The organism is Lysobacter sp. S4-A87, assembly GCF_022637455.1.
Lineage (GTDB): Bacteria > Pseudomonadota > Gammaproteobacteria > Xanthomonadales > Xanthomonadaceae > Lysobacter_J.
Window position 1 is genome coordinate 2,892,668 of sequence record NZ_CP093341.1, and the last position, 16,263, is coordinate 2,908,930.

13 protein-coding genes and 1 pseudogene are annotated in these 16,263 nt (G+C 68.5%); 13 read left to right on the forward strand and 1 reads right to left on the reverse strand.

The features are described 5' to 3' along the window. Nucleotides 1–141: 141 nt before the first annotated feature. The 13 genes and pseudogenes from MNR01_RS12975 to MNR01_RS13035 all read left to right on the forward strand — a co-directional run bounded on the left by MNR01_RS12975 (nt 142) and on the right by MNR01_RS13035 (nt 15,667). A pseudogene (locus MNR01_RS12975) lies at nt 142–1,186 on the forward strand (rod shape-determining protein). A gap of 238 nt (nt 1,187–1,424) precedes the next feature. After that, nucleotides 1,425–2,423: a rod shape-determining protein MreC gene (mreC, locus tag MNR01_RS12980; protein WP_241918192.1), complete on the forward strand. Its 999-nt coding sequence runs from the start codon at nt 1,425–1,427 to the stop codon at nt 2,421–2,423. Continuing rightward, nucleotides 2,420–2,905, forward strand: coding sequence for a rod shape-determining protein MreD (gene mreD / locus MNR01_RS12985; protein WP_241918193.1), 486 nt, complete (start codon nt 2,420–2,422; stop codon nt 2,903–2,905). The genes mreC and mreD overlap by 4 nt, the downstream gene beginning before the upstream one ends. A gap of 2 nt (nt 2,906–2,907) precedes the next feature. Beyond that, nucleotides 2,908–4,941, forward strand: a complete 2,034-nt coding sequence (mrdA, locus tag MNR01_RS12990; RefSeq protein ID WP_241918194.1) for a penicillin-binding protein 2 — start codon at nt 2,908–2,910, stop codon at nt 4,939–4,941. Then, entirely contained in the window at nt 4,938–6,050 is a 1,113-nt protein-coding gene (rodA, locus tag MNR01_RS12995; protein WP_241918195.1) for a rod shape-determining protein RodA, read from the forward strand. The genes mrdA and rodA overlap by 4 nt, the downstream gene beginning before the upstream one ends. Nucleotides 6,051–6,263: 213 nt before the next feature. Beyond that, nucleotides 6,264–7,370, forward strand: coding sequence for a lytic murein transglycosylase B (mltB, locus tag MNR01_RS13000; RefSeq protein ID WP_241920622.1), 1,107 nt, complete (start codon nt 6,264–6,266; stop codon nt 7,368–7,370). A gap of 11 nt (nt 7,371–7,381) precedes the next feature. Continuing rightward, nucleotides 7,382–8,572, forward strand: coding sequence for a septal ring lytic transglycosylase RlpA family protein (locus MNR01_RS13005; protein ID WP_241918196.1), 1,191 nt, complete (start codon nt 7,382–7,384; stop codon nt 8,570–8,572). 73 nt (nt 8,573–8,645) lie between these two features. Further along, nucleotides 8,646–9,866, forward strand: a complete 1,221-nt coding sequence (locus MNR01_RS13010; protein WP_241918197.1) for a D-alanyl-D-alanine carboxypeptidase family protein — start codon at nt 8,646–8,648, stop codon at nt 9,864–9,866. Between the two features lie 220 nt (nt 9,867–10,086). Then, nucleotides 10,087–10,365: a DUF493 family protein gene (locus MNR01_RS13015; protein ID WP_241918198.1), complete on the forward strand. Its 279-nt coding sequence runs from the start codon at nt 10,087–10,089 to the stop codon at nt 10,363–10,365. Nucleotides 10,366–10,433: 68 nt separating this feature from the next. Next, nucleotides 10,434–11,075 carry a lipoyl(octanoyl) transferase LipB gene (gene lipB / locus MNR01_RS13020; protein WP_241918199.1) on the forward strand — a complete coding sequence of 214 codons (642 nt, stop codon included), beginning with the start codon at nt 10,434–10,436 and terminating at the stop codon, nt 11,073–11,075. A 55-nt stretch (nt 11,076–11,130) separates the two neighbouring features. Beyond that, entirely contained in the window at nt 11,131–12,177 is a 1,047-nt protein-coding gene (gene lipA, locus MNR01_RS13025) for a lipoyl synthase (RefSeq protein WP_241918200.1), read from the forward strand. A gap of 286 nt (nt 12,178–12,463) precedes the next feature. Continuing rightward, nucleotides 12,464–14,713, forward strand: coding sequence for a carboxy terminal-processing peptidase (locus tag MNR01_RS13030; protein WP_241918201.1), 2,250 nt, complete (start codon nt 12,464–12,466; stop codon nt 14,711–14,713). A gap of 123 nt (nt 14,714–14,836) precedes the next feature. Beyond that, nucleotides 14,837–15,667: a methylated-DNA--[protein]-cysteine S-methyltransferase gene (locus MNR01_RS13035; protein ID WP_241918202.1), complete on the forward strand. Its 831-nt coding sequence runs from the start codon at nt 14,837–14,839 to the stop codon at nt 15,665–15,667. A 5-nt stretch (nt 15,668–15,672) separates the two neighbouring features. On the opposite strand, the gene MNR01_RS13040 is transcribed toward MNR01_RS13035, so the two are convergent. Then, entirely contained in the window at nt 15,673–16,146 is a 474-nt protein-coding gene (locus MNR01_RS13040) for an Lrp/AsnC family transcriptional regulator (protein ID WP_241918203.1), read from the reverse strand. Nucleotides 16,147–16,263: the final 117 nt, after the last annotated feature.

The following is a 16,263-nucleotide window of genomic DNA, read 5'->3' on the forward strand; positions in this document are numbered from 1 at the left end:
GCCCGGATTCCGGCCGCGACCCCCGGGGTGACCACCGGCGGCACGAAGTGCCGGGAATTGCAGGTTTTTTCCTTGCTCGCAGGGGGGGCGGTTGCTAGGCTAGCGAACCCCTCGCGCCCACATTTGACGGCCTATCCCTCGATGTTCAAGAAGTTTCGCGGCATGTTTTCCAACGACCTGTCCATCGACCTGGGCACGGCCAACACCCTCATCTATGTCCGCGGCCAGGGAATCGTCCTGAACGAACCATCGGTGGTCGCCGTCCGCCAGGACCGCCTGCGGCGGCAACCGCACCGTCGCGGCGGTCGGCAGCGAGGCCAAGATGATGCTCGGGCGCACCCCGGGGCACATCACCACGATCCGCCCGATGAAGGACGGCGTCATCGCCGACTTCACCTACACCGAGGAAATGCTCAAGCATTTCATCCGCAAGGTGCACAAGTCGCGCTTCCTGCGGCCGAGCCCGCGCGTGCTGGTGTGCGTGCCCTGCGGCTCGACCCAGGTCGAGCGCCGCGCCATCAAGGAATCGGCCGAAGAGGCCGGTGCCCGTGAGGTCTACCTGATCGAAGAGCCCATGGCGGCCGCGATCGGCGCCGGCATGCCGGTCACCGAGGCGCGCGGCTCGATGGTCGTCGACATCGGCGGCGGCACCACCGAAGTCGCAGTCATCGCCCTGAACGGCATCGTCTACTCGGCCTCGGTCCGCATCGGCGGCGACCGTTTCGACGAGTCGATCATCAGCTACGTGCGCCGCACCTACGGCACCCTGATCGGCGAGGCCACCTCCGAGCGCATCAAGATCGAGATCGGCTGCGCCTACCCGCAGACCAAGGCGGCCTCGATCGAGGTCTCCGGCCGCAACCTCGCCGAGGGCGTGCCGAAGATGATCACGATCAACTCCAACGAGGTCCTTGAGGCGCTGCGCGAGCCGCTGGCCGGCATCGTCTCGGCGATCAAGCTGGCGCTGGAGCAGACCCCGCCGGAACTGTGCGCCGACGTCGCCGAGCGCGGCATCGTCCTGACCGGCGGTGGCGCCCTGCTGCGCGACCTGGACCGCCTGATCAGCGAGGAGACGGGCCTGCACGTGCAGGTCGCCGACGACCCGCTGACCTGCGTCGCCCGCGGTGGCGGCCGCGCGCTGGAACTGGTGGACATGCACGGCAACGAGTTCTTCGCGCCGGAGTAAGCGCGGTGCGCATGGGGAAGTAAACGAGGCCGGATGGCAGCCATTGGCGCAGCATCCGGCCCGTCCATATCCGGTTTCGTGAATTTCAGGTTTCTTGACCGATTCTCGCCCAGGGGCATGCGGGAAACGGGTAAAACAGTGCTCCACCCTCCCATTCCCACTCTGCCGACCCTGCCCTCCTGTGCCTTCCTACGCCGGTCCTCCCACCGCTGCCCGCACGGGTGATGTCGCCGGTACGTTGAAGCTGCTGGCTTACCTGGCGCTGTCGGTGATGCTGATCATGCTCGACCACCGCGGCGGCTGGCTGAGCCAGGCGCGGCGCCAGGTCACGCTGATGGTGCAGCCGCTGTGGATGGTCGCCGGCTGGCCGGGGCGCATGGTCGAACGCATCAGCGACGATGCCGGCACGCTGACCCGGCTGACCTCCGAAAACCGTCGCCTGCGCAACGATCTGATGCTGAACCAGGCACGGATGGCGCGCCTGCAGACGCTGGCGGCCGACAATGCACGCTTGCGCGGCCTGCTCGACGCCGCCGATCGAGGCAAGCTGGACGTGGTGCTGTCGCCGGTGCTCGACATCGACTTGGATCCGACCCGCCAGCGCCTCGTTCTCGATGCCGGTACCCGCGACGGCGTCCAGGTCGGACAGAGCGTGATCGACGCAGGCGGCCTGCTTGGGCAGATCATTGCGGTTACGCCGATGTACGCCAACGTGCTGCTGCTGACCGATCCCTCGCATGCCGTCCCGGTGGCGGTGGCGCGCAACGGCGTGCGCCTGGTGGTCTACGGCGAGGGCCGCAGCGACCTGCTGCGCGTGCCGAGCGTGCCGCTTTCGAGCGACATCAAGGTCGGCGACGTGCTGGTGACCTCGGGCCTGGGCGGGCGTTTCGCGCCGGGGTTCCCGGTCGGCACCATCGCCTCGCTGCGTCCCGACGACAGCCGCGCCTTCCTGATCGGTGAAGTCACTCCCGCCGCGCAGCTCGACCGCGGCCGCGAAGTGCTGGTGCTGCTTAGCCAGCCGAGCCCGCTGCCCGGCGCGACCGCGTTCAATGCCACGACCGCGCCGGCCAGTGCCGCCATCGCGATCGGGCAGGGCACTGCCGCCGTGCCGACGACGGCACCCGCGCAGAAGCCCGGCGCAACGGCGATACCGCCGGCGGCGGCGGCCAAACCGATTGCACCGGCAGCGACCACGCCGCCAAAACCGCAACCCGCCCCGACGGAGCCGCGCCGATGACCCGCGTCCGTCCGCAATGGGTGCTGCCGCTGAGCCTGGTCATGGCGCTGTTCCTGGGCCTGCTGCCGCTGCCGCCGACGCTGCAGCCGTTGCGCCCGTACTGGCTGGCGCTGGTGCTGGCCTATTGGGTGATCGAAGACCCCGACCATATCGGCCTGGGCGTCGCTTTCCTCGTCGGCCTGGCCGGTGACCTGGTCTACGGCAGCCTGTTCGGCGAGCAGGCGCTGCGGCTGGTGGTGATGGCGTACATCCTGCAGCGCTTCCGCGCGCGCCTGCGCTTCTTCCCGATGTCGCAACAGGCCCTGGCCATCGGCGGCCTGCTGCTCAACGACCGCATCGTCACCGCCGCGATCCATATAGCAGTGGGCGAGCCGACGCTGCCGGCCTCGTTCTGGCTGGCGCCGCTGGCGGGCATGCTGCTGTGGCCGCTGCTGTTCGTGGGCCTGGACTCGCTGCGACTGGGCCGCTGGCGGGGGCGTTGACGATGGGTCCGCGTCGTCGCGTCCTCAAGAACGCCGCAGCCGAAGCCAACCAGTTCCGTCTGCGCTCCGCGATCGCCTTCACCTGCGTGTTGCTGGCGCTGGCCGGGCTCGGGCTGTGGTACTTCCGCCTGCAGGTCTGGCAGCACGCCGATTACGCCACGCGTTCGGAAGCCAACCGCATCAAGCTGCGGCCGGTGGTGCCGGGGCGCGGGCTGATCCTGGACCGCAAGGGCCGGGTGCTGGCCGACAACGTGCCGGCGTACCGCATCGAAGTGACGCCGTTCGAGGCCGGCAAGACCGAGACCTGGCTGCCGGAGCTGGCCAAGGTCATCGCACTGACCCCCGAGGACATCGCCCGCTTCGAAGACGAGCGCCGCGCCACCCGGGGTTTCAAGCCGATCACCCTGAAGCTGCGCGTCACCGAGGAAGAGGCCGCGCGCTTCGCCGTCGACCGCTGGCGCTATCCGGGCATCGACCTGGTGTCGTACCTCAATCGTCGCTACCCCTATGGCGACCTGTTCTCGCACGTGATCGGCTACGTGGCGCGCATCGACGCCGACGACCTCAAGGCGCTCGGCGAGGGCGGCGCAGCGCTGACCCACATCGGCAAGACCGGCCTGGAGCGCTATTACGAGGAAGCGCTGCGCGGCAAGGTCGGCTACGAGCAGATCGAGACCAACGTCGACGGCCGGCCGATGCGCCAGGTCGGCCACGTCCCGGCCACGCCCGGCGCCGACCTGCGCCTGAGCGTCGACATGGACCTGCAACAGGCCATGGTCACCGCTTTCGGCGACATGGACGGTTCGGCCGTGGCGCTGGACCCGCGCACCGGCGAAGTGCTGGGCATGGTCAGCCTGCCCGGCTACGACCCCAACCTGTTCGTCAACGGCATCTCCAACGTCGACTACCGCTCGCTGATGGACAACCCGTCGCGGCCGATGTTCAACCGCAACGTGCTCGGCGGCGGCCCGCCGGGTTCGACGGTGAAGCCGCTGATCGCGCTGGCAGGCCTCGACAGCGGTCTGCGCCGCCCGGAAGACAAGGTGTTCTCGACCGGCACGTTCTACATCCCCGGCCAGCGCCGCGGCTGGCGCGACGCCCACGGTGGCGCCGGCTGGACCGACCTGCGCAAATCGATCGCCGCGTCGGTGAACTTCTACTACTACAAGCTCGCCTACGACATGGGCATCGAGCGCTTCGACCAGTACATGCGCAAGTATGGATTCGGCGAACCGACCGGTATCGACCTGCTCGGCGAGAAGTCCGGCGTGGTGCCGTCGCCGGACTGGAAGCGCACGCGCAGCAAGGAACCGTGGTACGCCGGCGAAACCGTCAACGCCGGCATCGGCCAGGGTTACTGGGTCGCGACCGTGCTGCAGCTGGCGCGCGGCACCGCGGCCATCGCCAATGGCGGCAACCTGGTCCGTCCGCACCTGGTGGCGGATCGTCGCGACGGTTATCTGGCGCCGTGGACGCCCCTGCAGCAGCCGACGCCGCCGCGCATCACCGACAACGCCAGCAACCTGCGCGCGGTGCAGGAAGGGATGATGGCGACCATGGGCCCGGGTGGCACCGGCCGCGCCATGGCCGTCGGTGCGCCGTATCTGATGGCCGGCAAGACCGGCACCGCGCAGAAGATCAGCCGCAAGGGCAACATCAGCTTCGACCCGCATTCGTTGCCGTACAACCTGCGCCACCAGGCGCTGTTCGTCGGCTACGCGCCGGCCGACAACCCGACGATCGTCGTGGCGATCTCTGTCGAGCACGGCGGTTTCGGCGGCAGCACCGCCGCGCCGATCGCGCGCAAGATCTTCGATGCCTGGCTGCTGGGCAAGATGCCCGAGCCGGTGCCGAGCGACCCGAAGTACGTGCGTCCGCCGCAGCCGGTGGCCGCGCTGCCGGCGGAAGTCGTCGGCGCGACGGCAGCAGCGCCGCCGGCAGCCGTCGCGCCTGCGGGCGCGGTGCAGGTCGCGGTGCCGCCAGCTTCCACCTCCGCAAACGCCAAGAGCACCCGGGACGCAGGTCCGATCCGATGAGACAGATCCTGCGCTGGCTGTTCGACCTGATCGTGCGCTTCATGCGCACGCTCGACCTGCCGCTGCTCGGCGCCCTGCTGGCGCTGATGGTGATCGGCCTGGCCGTGCTCTACAGCGCTGCCGACCACGCCGTGGGCCTGGTCGTGCGCCAGGGCGCCTTCTTCGTCGCCGGCCTCGGCATCATGTGGGCGCTGTCGCGCATTCCGCCCAACCAGCTGCGCAACTGGACGCCCCTGGTGTTCGGTCTGTCACTGATACCGCTGGTGCTGGTCCTGCTGATCGGCACCGGCAAGCACGGTCGCCACTGGATCAACCTGGGCGTGGTGTACGTGCAACCGGCCGAGCTGCTCAAGCTGAGCCTGCCGATGATGGTGGCCTGGTACCTCGACCGGCAGTCGCTGCCGCCGCGGTTCCGCACCGTGCTGATCGCCGGCGTGCTGATCGCGGTGCCGACCGGCCTGATCCTGCTGCAGCCGGACTTCGGCACGGCGATGCTGGTCGCCGTCAGCGGCGCGTTCGCGCTGTACCTGGCCGGCCTGCCGTGGTGGTGGTTCGGCATGGCCTTCGGCGCCGTCGCCGCGATCGCGCCGGTGGCGTGGTTCTGGCTGCTGCGCCCGTACCAGCAGAACCGCATCCTGACCTTCCTCAATCCCGAGTCCGATCCGCTCGGCACCGGCTGGAACATCATCCAGTCGAAGATCGCCATCGGTGCCGGCGGCCTCACCGGCAAGGGTTGGGGGCAGGGCTCGCAGTCGCACCTGAACTACCTGCCCGAGCACACCACCGACTTCATCTTCGCCGTGCTCAGCGAGGAGTTCGGCTGGATCGGCGTGGCCACGGTGCTGTCGCTGTACCTGTTCGTGATCGGCCGCTGCCTGTGGATCGCCGCGGAAGCGCGCGACGGCTATTCGCGCCTGATCGCCGGCGCCCTCGGCCTGGCGCTGTGCGTCTATGTGATCGTCAACGGCGGCATGATCTCGGGCATGTTGCCGGTGGTCGGCGTGCCGATGCCGCTGCTGAGCTATGGCGGTACGTCGGCGGTGTCGCTGCTGGCGGGCCTGGGCGTGGTGATGGCGGTGCGGGCGCATCGGCCGGTGTACGCGCGCTGAGCGTCTGCCCCTCGCCTTGACCGCCTGCGGCGGCCGGAAGGGACGGGAGAGGGGGCGCCTGAGCCCTCCTCCCATTCAGCAACCCCAACCTGACTACCAGTTCAGCCAACCCTGAACACACGGTTTTGGCGTCCTTGACCGCGTGCTACCCTCGCGGCGATGACCCGACGCCACACTCTCCGTAGCGCCGTGATCAGCGCGCTCCTGTTCGCGTTGGCCGGCTGCGCCACTCAAGCTTCGGCGCCAGCCCCCCAACAAACTCCCGCCAAACCTGCTGCCCCGGCCACCTCGGTCCCGGGCACGCCTGCGTTGCCCGAGCCGCACGTGCGCAAGGCGCTGCCGGAGGCGCGTGCCGCCTTCGTGCGCGATACCGCCGCCCAGTACGGCATCGACCCGGCCTACATCGAGTCGGTCCTGGACCGCGCCGAGATCCGCGACAGCATCATCGCCGCGATGTCCAAGCCGGCCGAAGCCAAGCCGTGGCGCGACTACCGGCCGATCTTCATCACCCAGGCGCGCATCGACGGAGGCCGCGCCTTCCTCGCCGAGCACCGGGCCGAACTCGATCGCGCCCAGGCGCAGTACGGCGTCCCGGCGGAAGTGATCGTTTCGATCATTGGCGTGGAAACCAATTTCGGCAAGAACACCGGCAGCTATCCGGTGGTCGATGCCCTGTACACCCTGGCCTTCGCCTATCCGCGTACCGGCGACCCGGCCAAGGCCGATCGCGAGAACCGCCGCGAGGCGTTCTTCCGCGGTGAGCTGGGCCAGCTGTTCGCGCTGGGCAAGGAAACCGGCCTGGACATCACCACGCTCACCGGCAGCTACGCTGGCGCCATGGGCTGGGGCCAGTTCATGCCGTCGAGCTACCGCGAGTACGCCGTCGACGGCAACGGTGACGGCAAGCGCGACCTGTTCAACAACCTCGACGATGTCTTCGCCTCCATCGCCAACTACTTCGCCAAGAAGGGCGGATGGGTGCGCGGCGGTCCGGTCACGGTGCGCGCCAACGCTGCCGCCGATGCCAAGGCCATCGAGCCGGAAAACCTCGACCCGGTGTATTCGATGGCGGACCTCGCCCAGCGTGGCTTCCGTCCGCTGACGACGGTCCCGTCCGGCCAGACCGCCACGGTGGTCAAGCTCGACGGTGTCGACGGCCCGGAGTACTGGTTCGGCTTCCGCAACTACTACGCCATCACCCGCTACAACATCTCCAAGCACTACGCGATGGCGGTGTACCAGCTCAGCGAGGCCATCGCCGGCCGCGCCAACGAACCCGCCGCCGCCACCGCCGTCGTTGCCACACCGCCCTCGACATGAGGTCCACGGCCATGCATTGCAGCCTTGTTCGTTCAACCCTCATCGCCGCGATGGCGTTGGGGCTGGTCGCCTGCGCCAGTGCGCCGAAGAAATCCGTTTCCCAGCCCGCCGGCATCCCCGACAAGGGCGGCGTCCAGCACAGCCAGCTGCCGGACGGGAAGGGCAAGAAGAAGTCACCGTACGCGCCGGCGCAGGAAGATCCGCGCACGCGCGGCAACTACACCGCCGGCGGTCTGTACAAGCCGGGTGTGTCCGACAGCACGCCCGACCACGTGCCGGATGTCGACTCCATTCCCGAACCCGAGGTCACCAACGAGCCGCGCTCGCCGGTCGGCAATCGCGCCAGCTACTCGGTGCTCGGCAAGAAATACCGCGTGCTCGACGACCCCAGGGGTTACGTCGAGAAGGGCACGGCGTCCTATTACGGCCAGAAGTTCCACGGCCGCCGCACCTCCAACCTGGAGGTGTACGACATGTACGCCTTCACCGCCGCGCACAAAACGTTGCCGCTGCCGAGCTTCGCCCGCGTCACCAACCTCGACAACGGCAAGTCGGTGGTGGTCCGGGTCAACGATCGCGGCCCGTTCCACGACGGTCGCGTCATCGACCTGAGCTACGCCGCGGCGGTCAAGCTCGGCATCACCGCGCGCGGCACCGGACGCGTGGAAGTGCGCGCGCTGGCGCCCGGCGACGATGATCGGCCGGTGCGCGCTTCTGCGCCGGCCAAGCCTGCGAATCCCGCCAGTCCCGCACCCACGCCGACGCCGATCGACCGCCTGATCGCGGCGATGCCGGTTGCCAGCGCCCGCGCCGGCGAGCTGCCCCCGGGCGTGCGCATCGCCACCGGCAAGCCGACATCGATGGTGGCCGCCGGCGCAGTTGCCGCGGCGACCGGTGTCGCGACCGCGCCGCTGCCGGCGGCGCCCGCATCGACCGTGACTGCGACGCCAGTACCGACCGCCAGCGCCGCCGATGGCGTGGTCCTGCAGGTGGCCAGTTTCACCGCCCGTGCCAATGCCGACCGCGCGCTGACGACGCTGCGCCAGGCCGGCATCGACACCGCCCAGATCAGCGATGCCAGCGCCAACGGCCAGACCATCTGGCGCCTGCGCGTGGGCCCGTTGCAGGCCGCGCAGGCCCCGGAACTTGCGGCCCGCATCGCAGGTCTTGGATTCGGCCAGCCGCAGCGCGTCCGCGACTAGAATTCCATCCCTCAGAACCACACACCCCAAAGAACGGGCCGGCACGTCGCCGGCCTCCGGAGCAGTTGAGACAATGAAAGTACCCGCTCTTGCCAGAGCCGCCGCCCTGGCCGCGGTCACCACGCTGGTGACCGGCCTCGCCATCGCCCAGGCGCCGACGCCGCAGCCGGCCGCCCCTGCGCTGCCGGCCGCCAGCGACTCGCTGCCGGTCCCGCCGCCGCCGCAGATCACTGCCAGCGCGTGGGTGCTGATGGATGCCGCCAGCGGCAACATCCTGGCCGGCGAGAACTACGACCAGCGGGTCGAGCCGGCCAGCATCACCAAGGTGATGACCAGCTATGTCATCGCCGCCGAGCTCGCCGCCGGCAAGGTCAAGGACACCGACCAGGTGATGATGAGCGAGAACGCCTGGCGCACCGGCGGCGCCGGCACCGACGGCAGTTACTCCGGTTTCGAGGTCAACAAGACCGCGCCGCTGGTGCAGATGGAAAAGGGCATGGTGGTGCAGTCCGGCAACGATGCCGCGATCGCCCTGGCAGAACACGTCGCCGGTTCCACCGACGCCTTCGCCGCACTGATGAACCAGTACGCCGCGCGCATCGGCATGAAGGGTTCGCACTTCGTCAATCCGCACGGCCTGTCGGCGGAAGGGCATTACTCGACCGCGCACGACCTGGCCCTGCTTGGCCGCGCCCTGATCCACGACTACCCGGTTGCGTACTCGTACAACAAGATCAAGGAATTCACGGTCGGCCCGATCACCCAGCCCAACCGCAACCTGCTGCTGTGGCGCGATCCGTCGGTCGACGGCATCAAGACCGGCCACCACTCCGGCGCCGGTTACTGCCTGATGGCCTCGGCGATGCGCGGCGACCAGCGCCTGATCTCGGTGGTGATGGGTTCGAGCAGCGAGAACCAGCGCGCCGTCGATTCGCAGGCGCTGTTGAACTGGGGCTTCCGCTTCTTCGAGACGCACAAGCTCTACGACGTCGGCAAGCAGATCGCCAAGCAGAAGGTGTGGAAGGGCGCCGCCGACGAAGTCCAGCTCGGCGTCGCCGAGCCGCTGCTGGTGACCGTGCCGCGCGGCAAGTACAACCAGCTCAAGCCGATGATGGACGTGCCCAAGACCCTGGTCGCGCCGATCGCCAAGGGCCAGAAGATCGGCACCGTGAAGGTGATGCTGGATGGCAAGATCGTCTCGCAGCGCCCGCTGGTGGCGATCAACGCGGTCGAGCAGGGCGGCTTCTTCAAGCGCCTGTGGGACGAGTTGTGGATGTGGTGGGAGTCGGAGTGATCCGCGCCTGACAGAGATCTGCACCTGACTGCAGCAACGGGAAGCCGGCGAAAGCCGGCTTCTTCGTTTCCGGACGGACGTAGCCCGGGTAAGCGCAGCGCACCCGGGGCATGGCCGCCCACGGCCCCCGGGTGCGGCCTGCGGCCTTACCCGGGCTACTGGTCTTCTGTGTTGCGCGCGAAGTCTTGGGTTCGCCCACCCCCGGACCCATAATCGGCCCATGGAAATCAAATCCGACAACCCCGACCACGGCTTCCAGTTCCCCGGCACCTTCGAGCTCAGCGCCATGGGCGCAGCCGAGAAGGACCTGGAGACGGTGCTGCCGACGTTGTTGCTGGATGCCGGCATCGAAGTCGTCAGCGAGTCCGTGAGCTGGAAGCACTCGAGCAACGGCCGCTACGTCTCGGTGCGGATCAGTTTCCGAGCCGACAGCCGCGAGCAGTACGACCTGGCGCATGCGGTGCTGCGGGAGCATCCGGAAGTGAAGTGGACGCTGTAGCTGTCGTGGACGCTGCCGGCGCTGGAACCCATCCCCTCCCCGGCCCTCCCCTTGAAGGGGAGGGGGCCATGTCTTCGGCCAGGGTTCGCGATCTTGGCAGGCAGGCCTACGAGCCGGTCTGGCGGGCCATGCAGGCCTTCACCGACGAACGCACCGCCGACACGCCCGACGAGCTGTGGCTGGTCGAGCACGACCCGGTCTTTACTCTGGGCCAGGCCGGCAAGGACGAGCACGTCCTGTTCCCCGGCGACATCCCGGTGCTGCACGTCGATCGTGGCGGCCAGGTGACCTACCACGGCCCCGGGCAGATCGTCCTGTACGCGCTGCTGGACCTGAAACGGCTCAAGGTCGGCGTCAAGGAATACGTCCACCGCATCGAGCAGTCGATGATCGACACGCTGGCTGACTGGAACATCCACGCCGAACGCCGCGAGGGCGCGCCCGGGGTGTACGTGAACGGGGCCAAGATCGGCGCGCTCGGCATCCGCGTGCGCCGCGGCTGCACCTTCCACGGCCTGGCCTTCAACATCGCCATGGACCTGGAGCCGTTCGCGCGGATCAATCCGTGCGGCTACCAGGGGCTGCAGGTGACCTCGATGCTAGACTTGGGCGGCCCTTCGGGGCTGGATGCGGTCAAGCCGGTGCTGATCGGGCATGTCGCCCGCCAGTTCGGTCTCCAGGTCGAACAGGCTCCCCCGCCGCCGCTTTGAACTCCCTTTCCCGCCAGCGGAGAGGGGGCAAACACCGCAGAGAACGCTCCCCGCCATGACCGAATCCACCGCCAAGTCCATCCCGCTCGCCATGGTCAGCGGCAATGCCGCGCCCGAGGCCCTGCAGCCGGGCGCGCTCCAGGCAGGCGCGCTCCAGCCAGGTGTGAAGCAGGTGGCCGGCGACAAGATCGCGCGCTCGCCGGTGCAGTTCGCCGATGCGCCGGTGCTGCGCAAGCCGTCGTGGATCCGCGTGCGCATCCCGTCGGGCAACTCGGTGCAGCAGCTCAAGGCCAAGCTGCGCGAGAACCGCCTGGTCACGGTGTGCGAGGAAGCCAGCTGCCCCAACATCCACGAGTGCTTCAGCCACGGCACCGCGACCTTCATGATCCTCGGCGAGGTCTGCACCCGCCGCTGCAGCTTCTGCGACGTCGCCCACGGCCGGCCCAAGCCGCCCGATGCCGGCGAGCCGCTGAGCCTGGCCACCACCGTCGCCGACATGGGCCTGAAGTACGTCGTGGTCACCAGCGTCGACCGCGATGACCTGCGCGACGGCGGTGCCCAGCACTTCGTCGACTGCATCGCCGCCATCCGCGAGCACAGCCCGAAGACCCGCATCGAGGTGCTCACGCCCGACTTCCGCGGCAAGGGCCGCATGGAGCGCGCGCTGGAGATCCTCGCCAGCAACCCGCCGGACGTGTTCAACCACAACGTCGAGACGGTGCCGGACCTGTACCGCAATGTCCGCCCGGGCGCCGACTACCAGTGGTCGCTGACCCTGCTGCAGAAGTTCAAGGCGCAGCACCCGAACGTCGCCACCAAGAGCGGCATCATGCTCGGCCTGGGCGAAACGATGGAACAGGTGCAGGCGACCCTGCGCGACCTGCGCGCGCATGACGTCGACATGATCACCATCGGCCAGTACCTGCAGCCCAGCCCCCACCACCATCCGGTGCTGCGCTACTGGACGCCGGAAGAGTTCAAGGAGCTCGAGGTCTACGGCATGGCGCTGGGTTTCACCCACGTCGCGTCCGGTCCGCTGGTGCGCTCGTCCTACCACGCCGACCGTTCGGCGATCGAAGCCGGCGTCGTCGCCGCCAACTGAGCGCAAGGGCGCACCAAGGCGTCACGTCTCGTTGACCGCCGCACCGGCAGCGTGGGCATGCCCCACACGCCTAACGCCCGCGTAACGCCAGCCGTCGCCCAGCTGAACGCTTTCGGATGAACGGGCGTTAGTGCAGGCCATGGCACGGTTTTTCCCACCTGTGGTGGGGTGACAGGCGCCGCAACTTTCGGCACTGTGGGGTTGTCGAACACCGGTACAAGCTGTCGGTTCCTGCGTCCGACCCCCCCGCACCAAAGATCAGGCCACCACGGCCGCGAGCCCCGCGATGAATGCCAAGACCACGTTATTCGCTTTCCTGCTGACCACACCGCTGGCATTGCTCGCGCAGTCCTCCGATGGCGTCGACAAGAAGACCACCCAGGTCGAACTGCCGCAGCACGAGAAGCCGAACCTGATCAAGTCGATGGAACCGTCGCCGCTGCCGCGCGCGCCCACCGCCGACCAGACCACCGCCGCCAAGCTCGTGTACGGACTGCTCTCCGACAGCCGCTACGCCTATCGCCCGGTGGCGCTCGACGACACCTTGTCGGCCGACATCTACAAGCGCTACCTGGAGTCGCTCGACGGCGGCAAGCAGTTCCTGACCGCGCAGGACGTCGCCAGGTTCGACGCCTACAAGCTCAAGTTCGACGACGCCATCAAGAGTGGCGACCTCGATCCGGCCTACGCGATCTTCGCCACCTACAAGCAGCGCGTCGACCAGCGCGTGACCTACGCGCGCAACCTGCTCAAGCAGGACATGTTCGATTTCACCGGCAGCGACCGCTACGAGTACGACCGCGAGGACGCACCGTGGGCGACCGATGCCGCCGCACTGGACACGCTGTGGAAGCAGTCGGTGCGCAACGACTGGCTGCGCCTGAAGCTCGCCGGCAAGAAGCCCGAGGACATCCGCAAGACGCTCGACAAGCGCTACGCCAACATGGGCAAGTCGATCGCCGAGCTCAAGGGCGAGGACGTCTTCCAGACCTTCCTCAACAGCTACGCCAACTCGGTCGATCCGCACACCGATTACTTCACCCCGAAGACCGCCGACAACTTCAACGTGTCGATGTCGCTGTCGCTCGAGGGCATCGGCGCGGTGCTGCAGAAGCAGGATGACGTCGTCGCGATCCGCGAGATCGTGCCCGGCGGTCCGGCCGGCAAGTCCAACAAGCTCAAGCCCGGTGACCGCGTCGTCGGCGTCGGCCAGGGCGAGAGCGGCGCGATGGAAGACGTGATCGGCTGGCGCATCGACGATGTCGTCGCCAAGATCCGCGGCGCCAAGGGCACCAAGGTGCGCCTGGACGTGATCCCGGCCGAGGCCGGCCTCGACAGCCAGCCGCAGCGCATCGTGCTGGTGCGCGACAAGGTGCGCCTGGAAGACCAGGCCGCCAAGTCCAAGGTCATCACCATTCCGGCGATCAACGGCGCGCCGCAGCAGCGCATCGGCGTGATCGAGCTGCCCGGCTTCTACCAGGACTTCGAAGGCCGCCGCAAGAACAGCGCCGACTACGCCTCGGCCACGCGCGACGTCGCCAAGCTGCTGACCAAGCTGCGCGAGGAGAAGGTCGATGGTGTCGTGCTCGACCTGCGCAACAACGGTGGCGGTTCGCTCAACGAAGCGATCGAACTGACCGGTCTGTTCATCGATCGCGGTCCGGTCGTGCAGGTGCGCGAATCCGGTGGCCGCGTCAGCGTCGAAGGCGACAACGACAGCGGCATTGCCTGGGAAGGTCCGCTGGCGGTGCTGATCAACCGCGGCTCGGCCTCGGCATCCGAGATCTTCGCCGGCGCCATCCAGGACTACGGTCGTGGCCTGGTCATCGGCGAAACCAGCTTCGGCAAGGGCACGGTGCAGAACCTGGTCGACCTCGACCGCTGGCCGGCCAACGAAGAAGCGCGCTTCGGCCAGGTCAAGCTGACCATCGCCCAGTTCTTCCGCGTCAGCGGTGGTTCGACGCAGAACAAGGGCGTGGTGCCCGACCTGTCGTACCCGGTTTCCGTCGACGCCAGCGAGTACGGCGAAAGCACCTACGACAACGCGCTGCCGTGGACCCGCATCTCGGCGGTGCCGCACACCGCGTACGGCAACTTCGCACCGCTCCTGCCCAAGCTCGAGACGCTGCACACCGCCCGCATCGCCAAGGACAAGGAATTCCAGTGGTGGTCGGACGACGTTGCCCAGTTCCGCGAGGAGCGCGCCAAGAAGTGGGTGAGCCTCAACGAGGCCGAGCGCCGCAGCGAGCGTGACCGCGACGACAGCAAGCGCAAGCAGCGCCAGGAAGAGCGCAAGGCGCTGGGCCTGGACCTGGATCCTCTCGCCGACGACTACAACGACGACGGCCTGGCGGCGAACGAGCGCGACATCGCCAAGGATGCCGAACGCGAGAAGCTGGCCGAGAACCGTCCGGACCCGCTGCTGCGCGAATCGGCGGCGATCCTGGCCGATGCGGTTCACCTGCTCAACAACGACCGCCAGCTCTCCACGCTGGTGCTGCCGACGGCGACCACGGTGGGTCACTGGGCGGACTGATTCCCGAACTTCCCCCTCTCCCGCTTGCGGGAGAGGGTCGGGGTGAGGGCAGGGCGCCCCTCGCGCCTGCCGCAACAAGAATCGGATAGCGGGCGCCTCAGGGCGCCCGTTACGCTTTGCCCCATGAACACTGTCCGCCAGCTCCGCGACAAGCTCGACCACGCCCGGCAACTGCTCGAGGCCGGCGAGCCGACGCTGACCGAAATCGCTGCCACGGTTGGCCTGAGTGCCTCGCACCTGCAGCGCCAGTTCGTCGCCCGCTTCGGCCTGAGCCCGGCCGAGTACCTCGCCCAGCGCAAGCTCGGCACCCTCAAGGTTGCGTTGCGCGAAGGCAGTGATGTCAGTGCGGCGCTATACGACGCCGGCTACGGATCGCCCTCGCGCGTGTACGAGGGTGGGGCGGCGAAGCTGGGCATGACGCCGGCACGCTATCGCGCCGGTGGTGCCGGCGAGCAGATCCGCTGGAGCATCGCCCCGACCGCGCTGGGCCAGGCGCTGGTGGCGACCACCGAACGCGGCGTGTGCATGATCGAACTGGGCGAGGACGCGCAGCTGCTCGAGGCGCGCCTGCAGGAAGAGTTTCCGCAGGCGCAGCTCCAGCGTGTGGATGTTGGCCGCGACGAGTTCCTCGCGCCGCGCCTGCGCGCCGTCGCCGACGCACTGGCCGACAAGCAGGCGCAGGTGCCGGTGGACCTGATCGGTACCGCGTTCCAGAAGAAGGTGTGGGACGCGCTGATGAAGATCCCGCGCGGCGAAACGCGCAGCTACGCCGAAGTCGCGCGCGCGATCGGACAGCCGCGGGCGACGCGCGCCGTGGCCAGTGCCTGCGCCGGCAACCACCTGGCGATCGTGGTGCCGTGCCATCGCGTGATCCGTGGCGATGGATCGCTGGGCGGCTATCGCTGGGGGCTGCCGATGAAGCAGAAGGTGCTGGCGCGCGAACGCGCCGCCTGACACCGCTACTTCCTGCGCTTGGCCGGTGCCCGCGTCGGCACATGCAGCCCCGCCTTCACCACGTCGAACACCATCCGCGTCTCGTAGCGCTTGATGTTGCCCTCGTCCATGAACAACCGGTCCGCCACTTCGCGGCAGTGCGCCACGCCGGTGGTCGACAGGATCACCAGGTAGTCCCACTCGCCGGCCAGCGTGTAGCACTGCTGCACTTCCGGTGCCGTGCGCATGCGCGCGTGGAACGCGGCGTGCAGCTTGGCCGACTCGCGCTCCATCGCCACCAGTACCGTCGCCAGCGTGGTGCCGAGCTGCGTGGGGTCGAGCACGGCGATCTGCCGCAGCAGGCCGCTCTTGCGGTAGCGGGTGAGCCTGCGCTGCACGGCGCTGGCCGACAGCCCGACCGCTTCGCCGAGCGCGGTCAGCGTCACCGAGGCATCGCGTTGCAGCAGCTCCAGCAGGCGATGGTCGAACTCGTCCAGCATCACGGGCGCCTCGCAAAATTTTTGCGTTTCTGCGCACGATATAACAATCGCGTCGCGGCCGCTGCCGTTACGATTCAGTCATCCGAACGTCTCCAGCACCGGCGGTGCGGCGTCCCG

Bases quoted from the DNA above. Each gene is read 5' to 3' on its own strand.
- MNR01_RS13005 (WP_241918196.1), top strand. From the start codon at position 7,382: ATGCATTGCAGCCTTGTTCGTTCAACCCTCATCGCCGCGATGGCGTTG.
- MNR01_RS13015 (WP_241918198.1), top strand. From the start codon at position 10,087: ATGGAAATCAAATCCGACAACCCCGACCACGGCTTCCAGTTCCCCGGC.
- mreD (WP_241918193.1), top strand. From the start codon at position 2,420: ATGACCCGCGTCCGTCCGCAATGGGTGCTGCCGCTGAGCCTGGTCATG.
- MNR01_RS13040 (WP_241918203.1), bottom strand. From the start codon at position 16,146: ATGCTGGACGAGTTCGACCATCGCCTGCTGGAGCTGCTGCAACGCGAT.
- MNR01_RS13030 (WP_241918201.1), top strand. From the start codon at position 12,464: ATGAATGCCAAGACCACGTTATTCGCTTTCCTGCTGACCACACCGCTG.
- MNR01_RS13035 (WP_241918202.1), top strand. From the start codon at position 14,837: ATGAACACTGTCCGCCAGCTCCGCGACAAGCTCGACCACGCCCGGCAA.
- MNR01_RS13010 (WP_241918197.1), top strand. From the start codon at position 8,646: ATGAAAGTACCCGCTCTTGCCAGAGCCGCCGCCCTGGCCGCGGTCACC.
- lipA (WP_241918200.1), top strand. From the start codon at position 11,131: ATGACCGAATCCACCGCCAAGTCCATCCCGCTCGCCATGGTCAGCGGC.
- lipB (WP_241918199.1), top strand. From the start codon at position 10,434: ATGTCTTCGGCCAGGGTTCGCGATCTTGGCAGGCAGGCCTACGAGCCG.
- rodA (WP_241918195.1), top strand. From the start codon at position 4,938: ATGAGACAGATCCTGCGCTGGCTGTTCGACCTGATCGTGCGCTTCATG.
- mrdA (WP_241918194.1), top strand. From the start codon at position 2,908: ATGGGTCCGCGTCGTCGCGTCCTCAAGAACGCCGCAGCCGAAGCCAAC.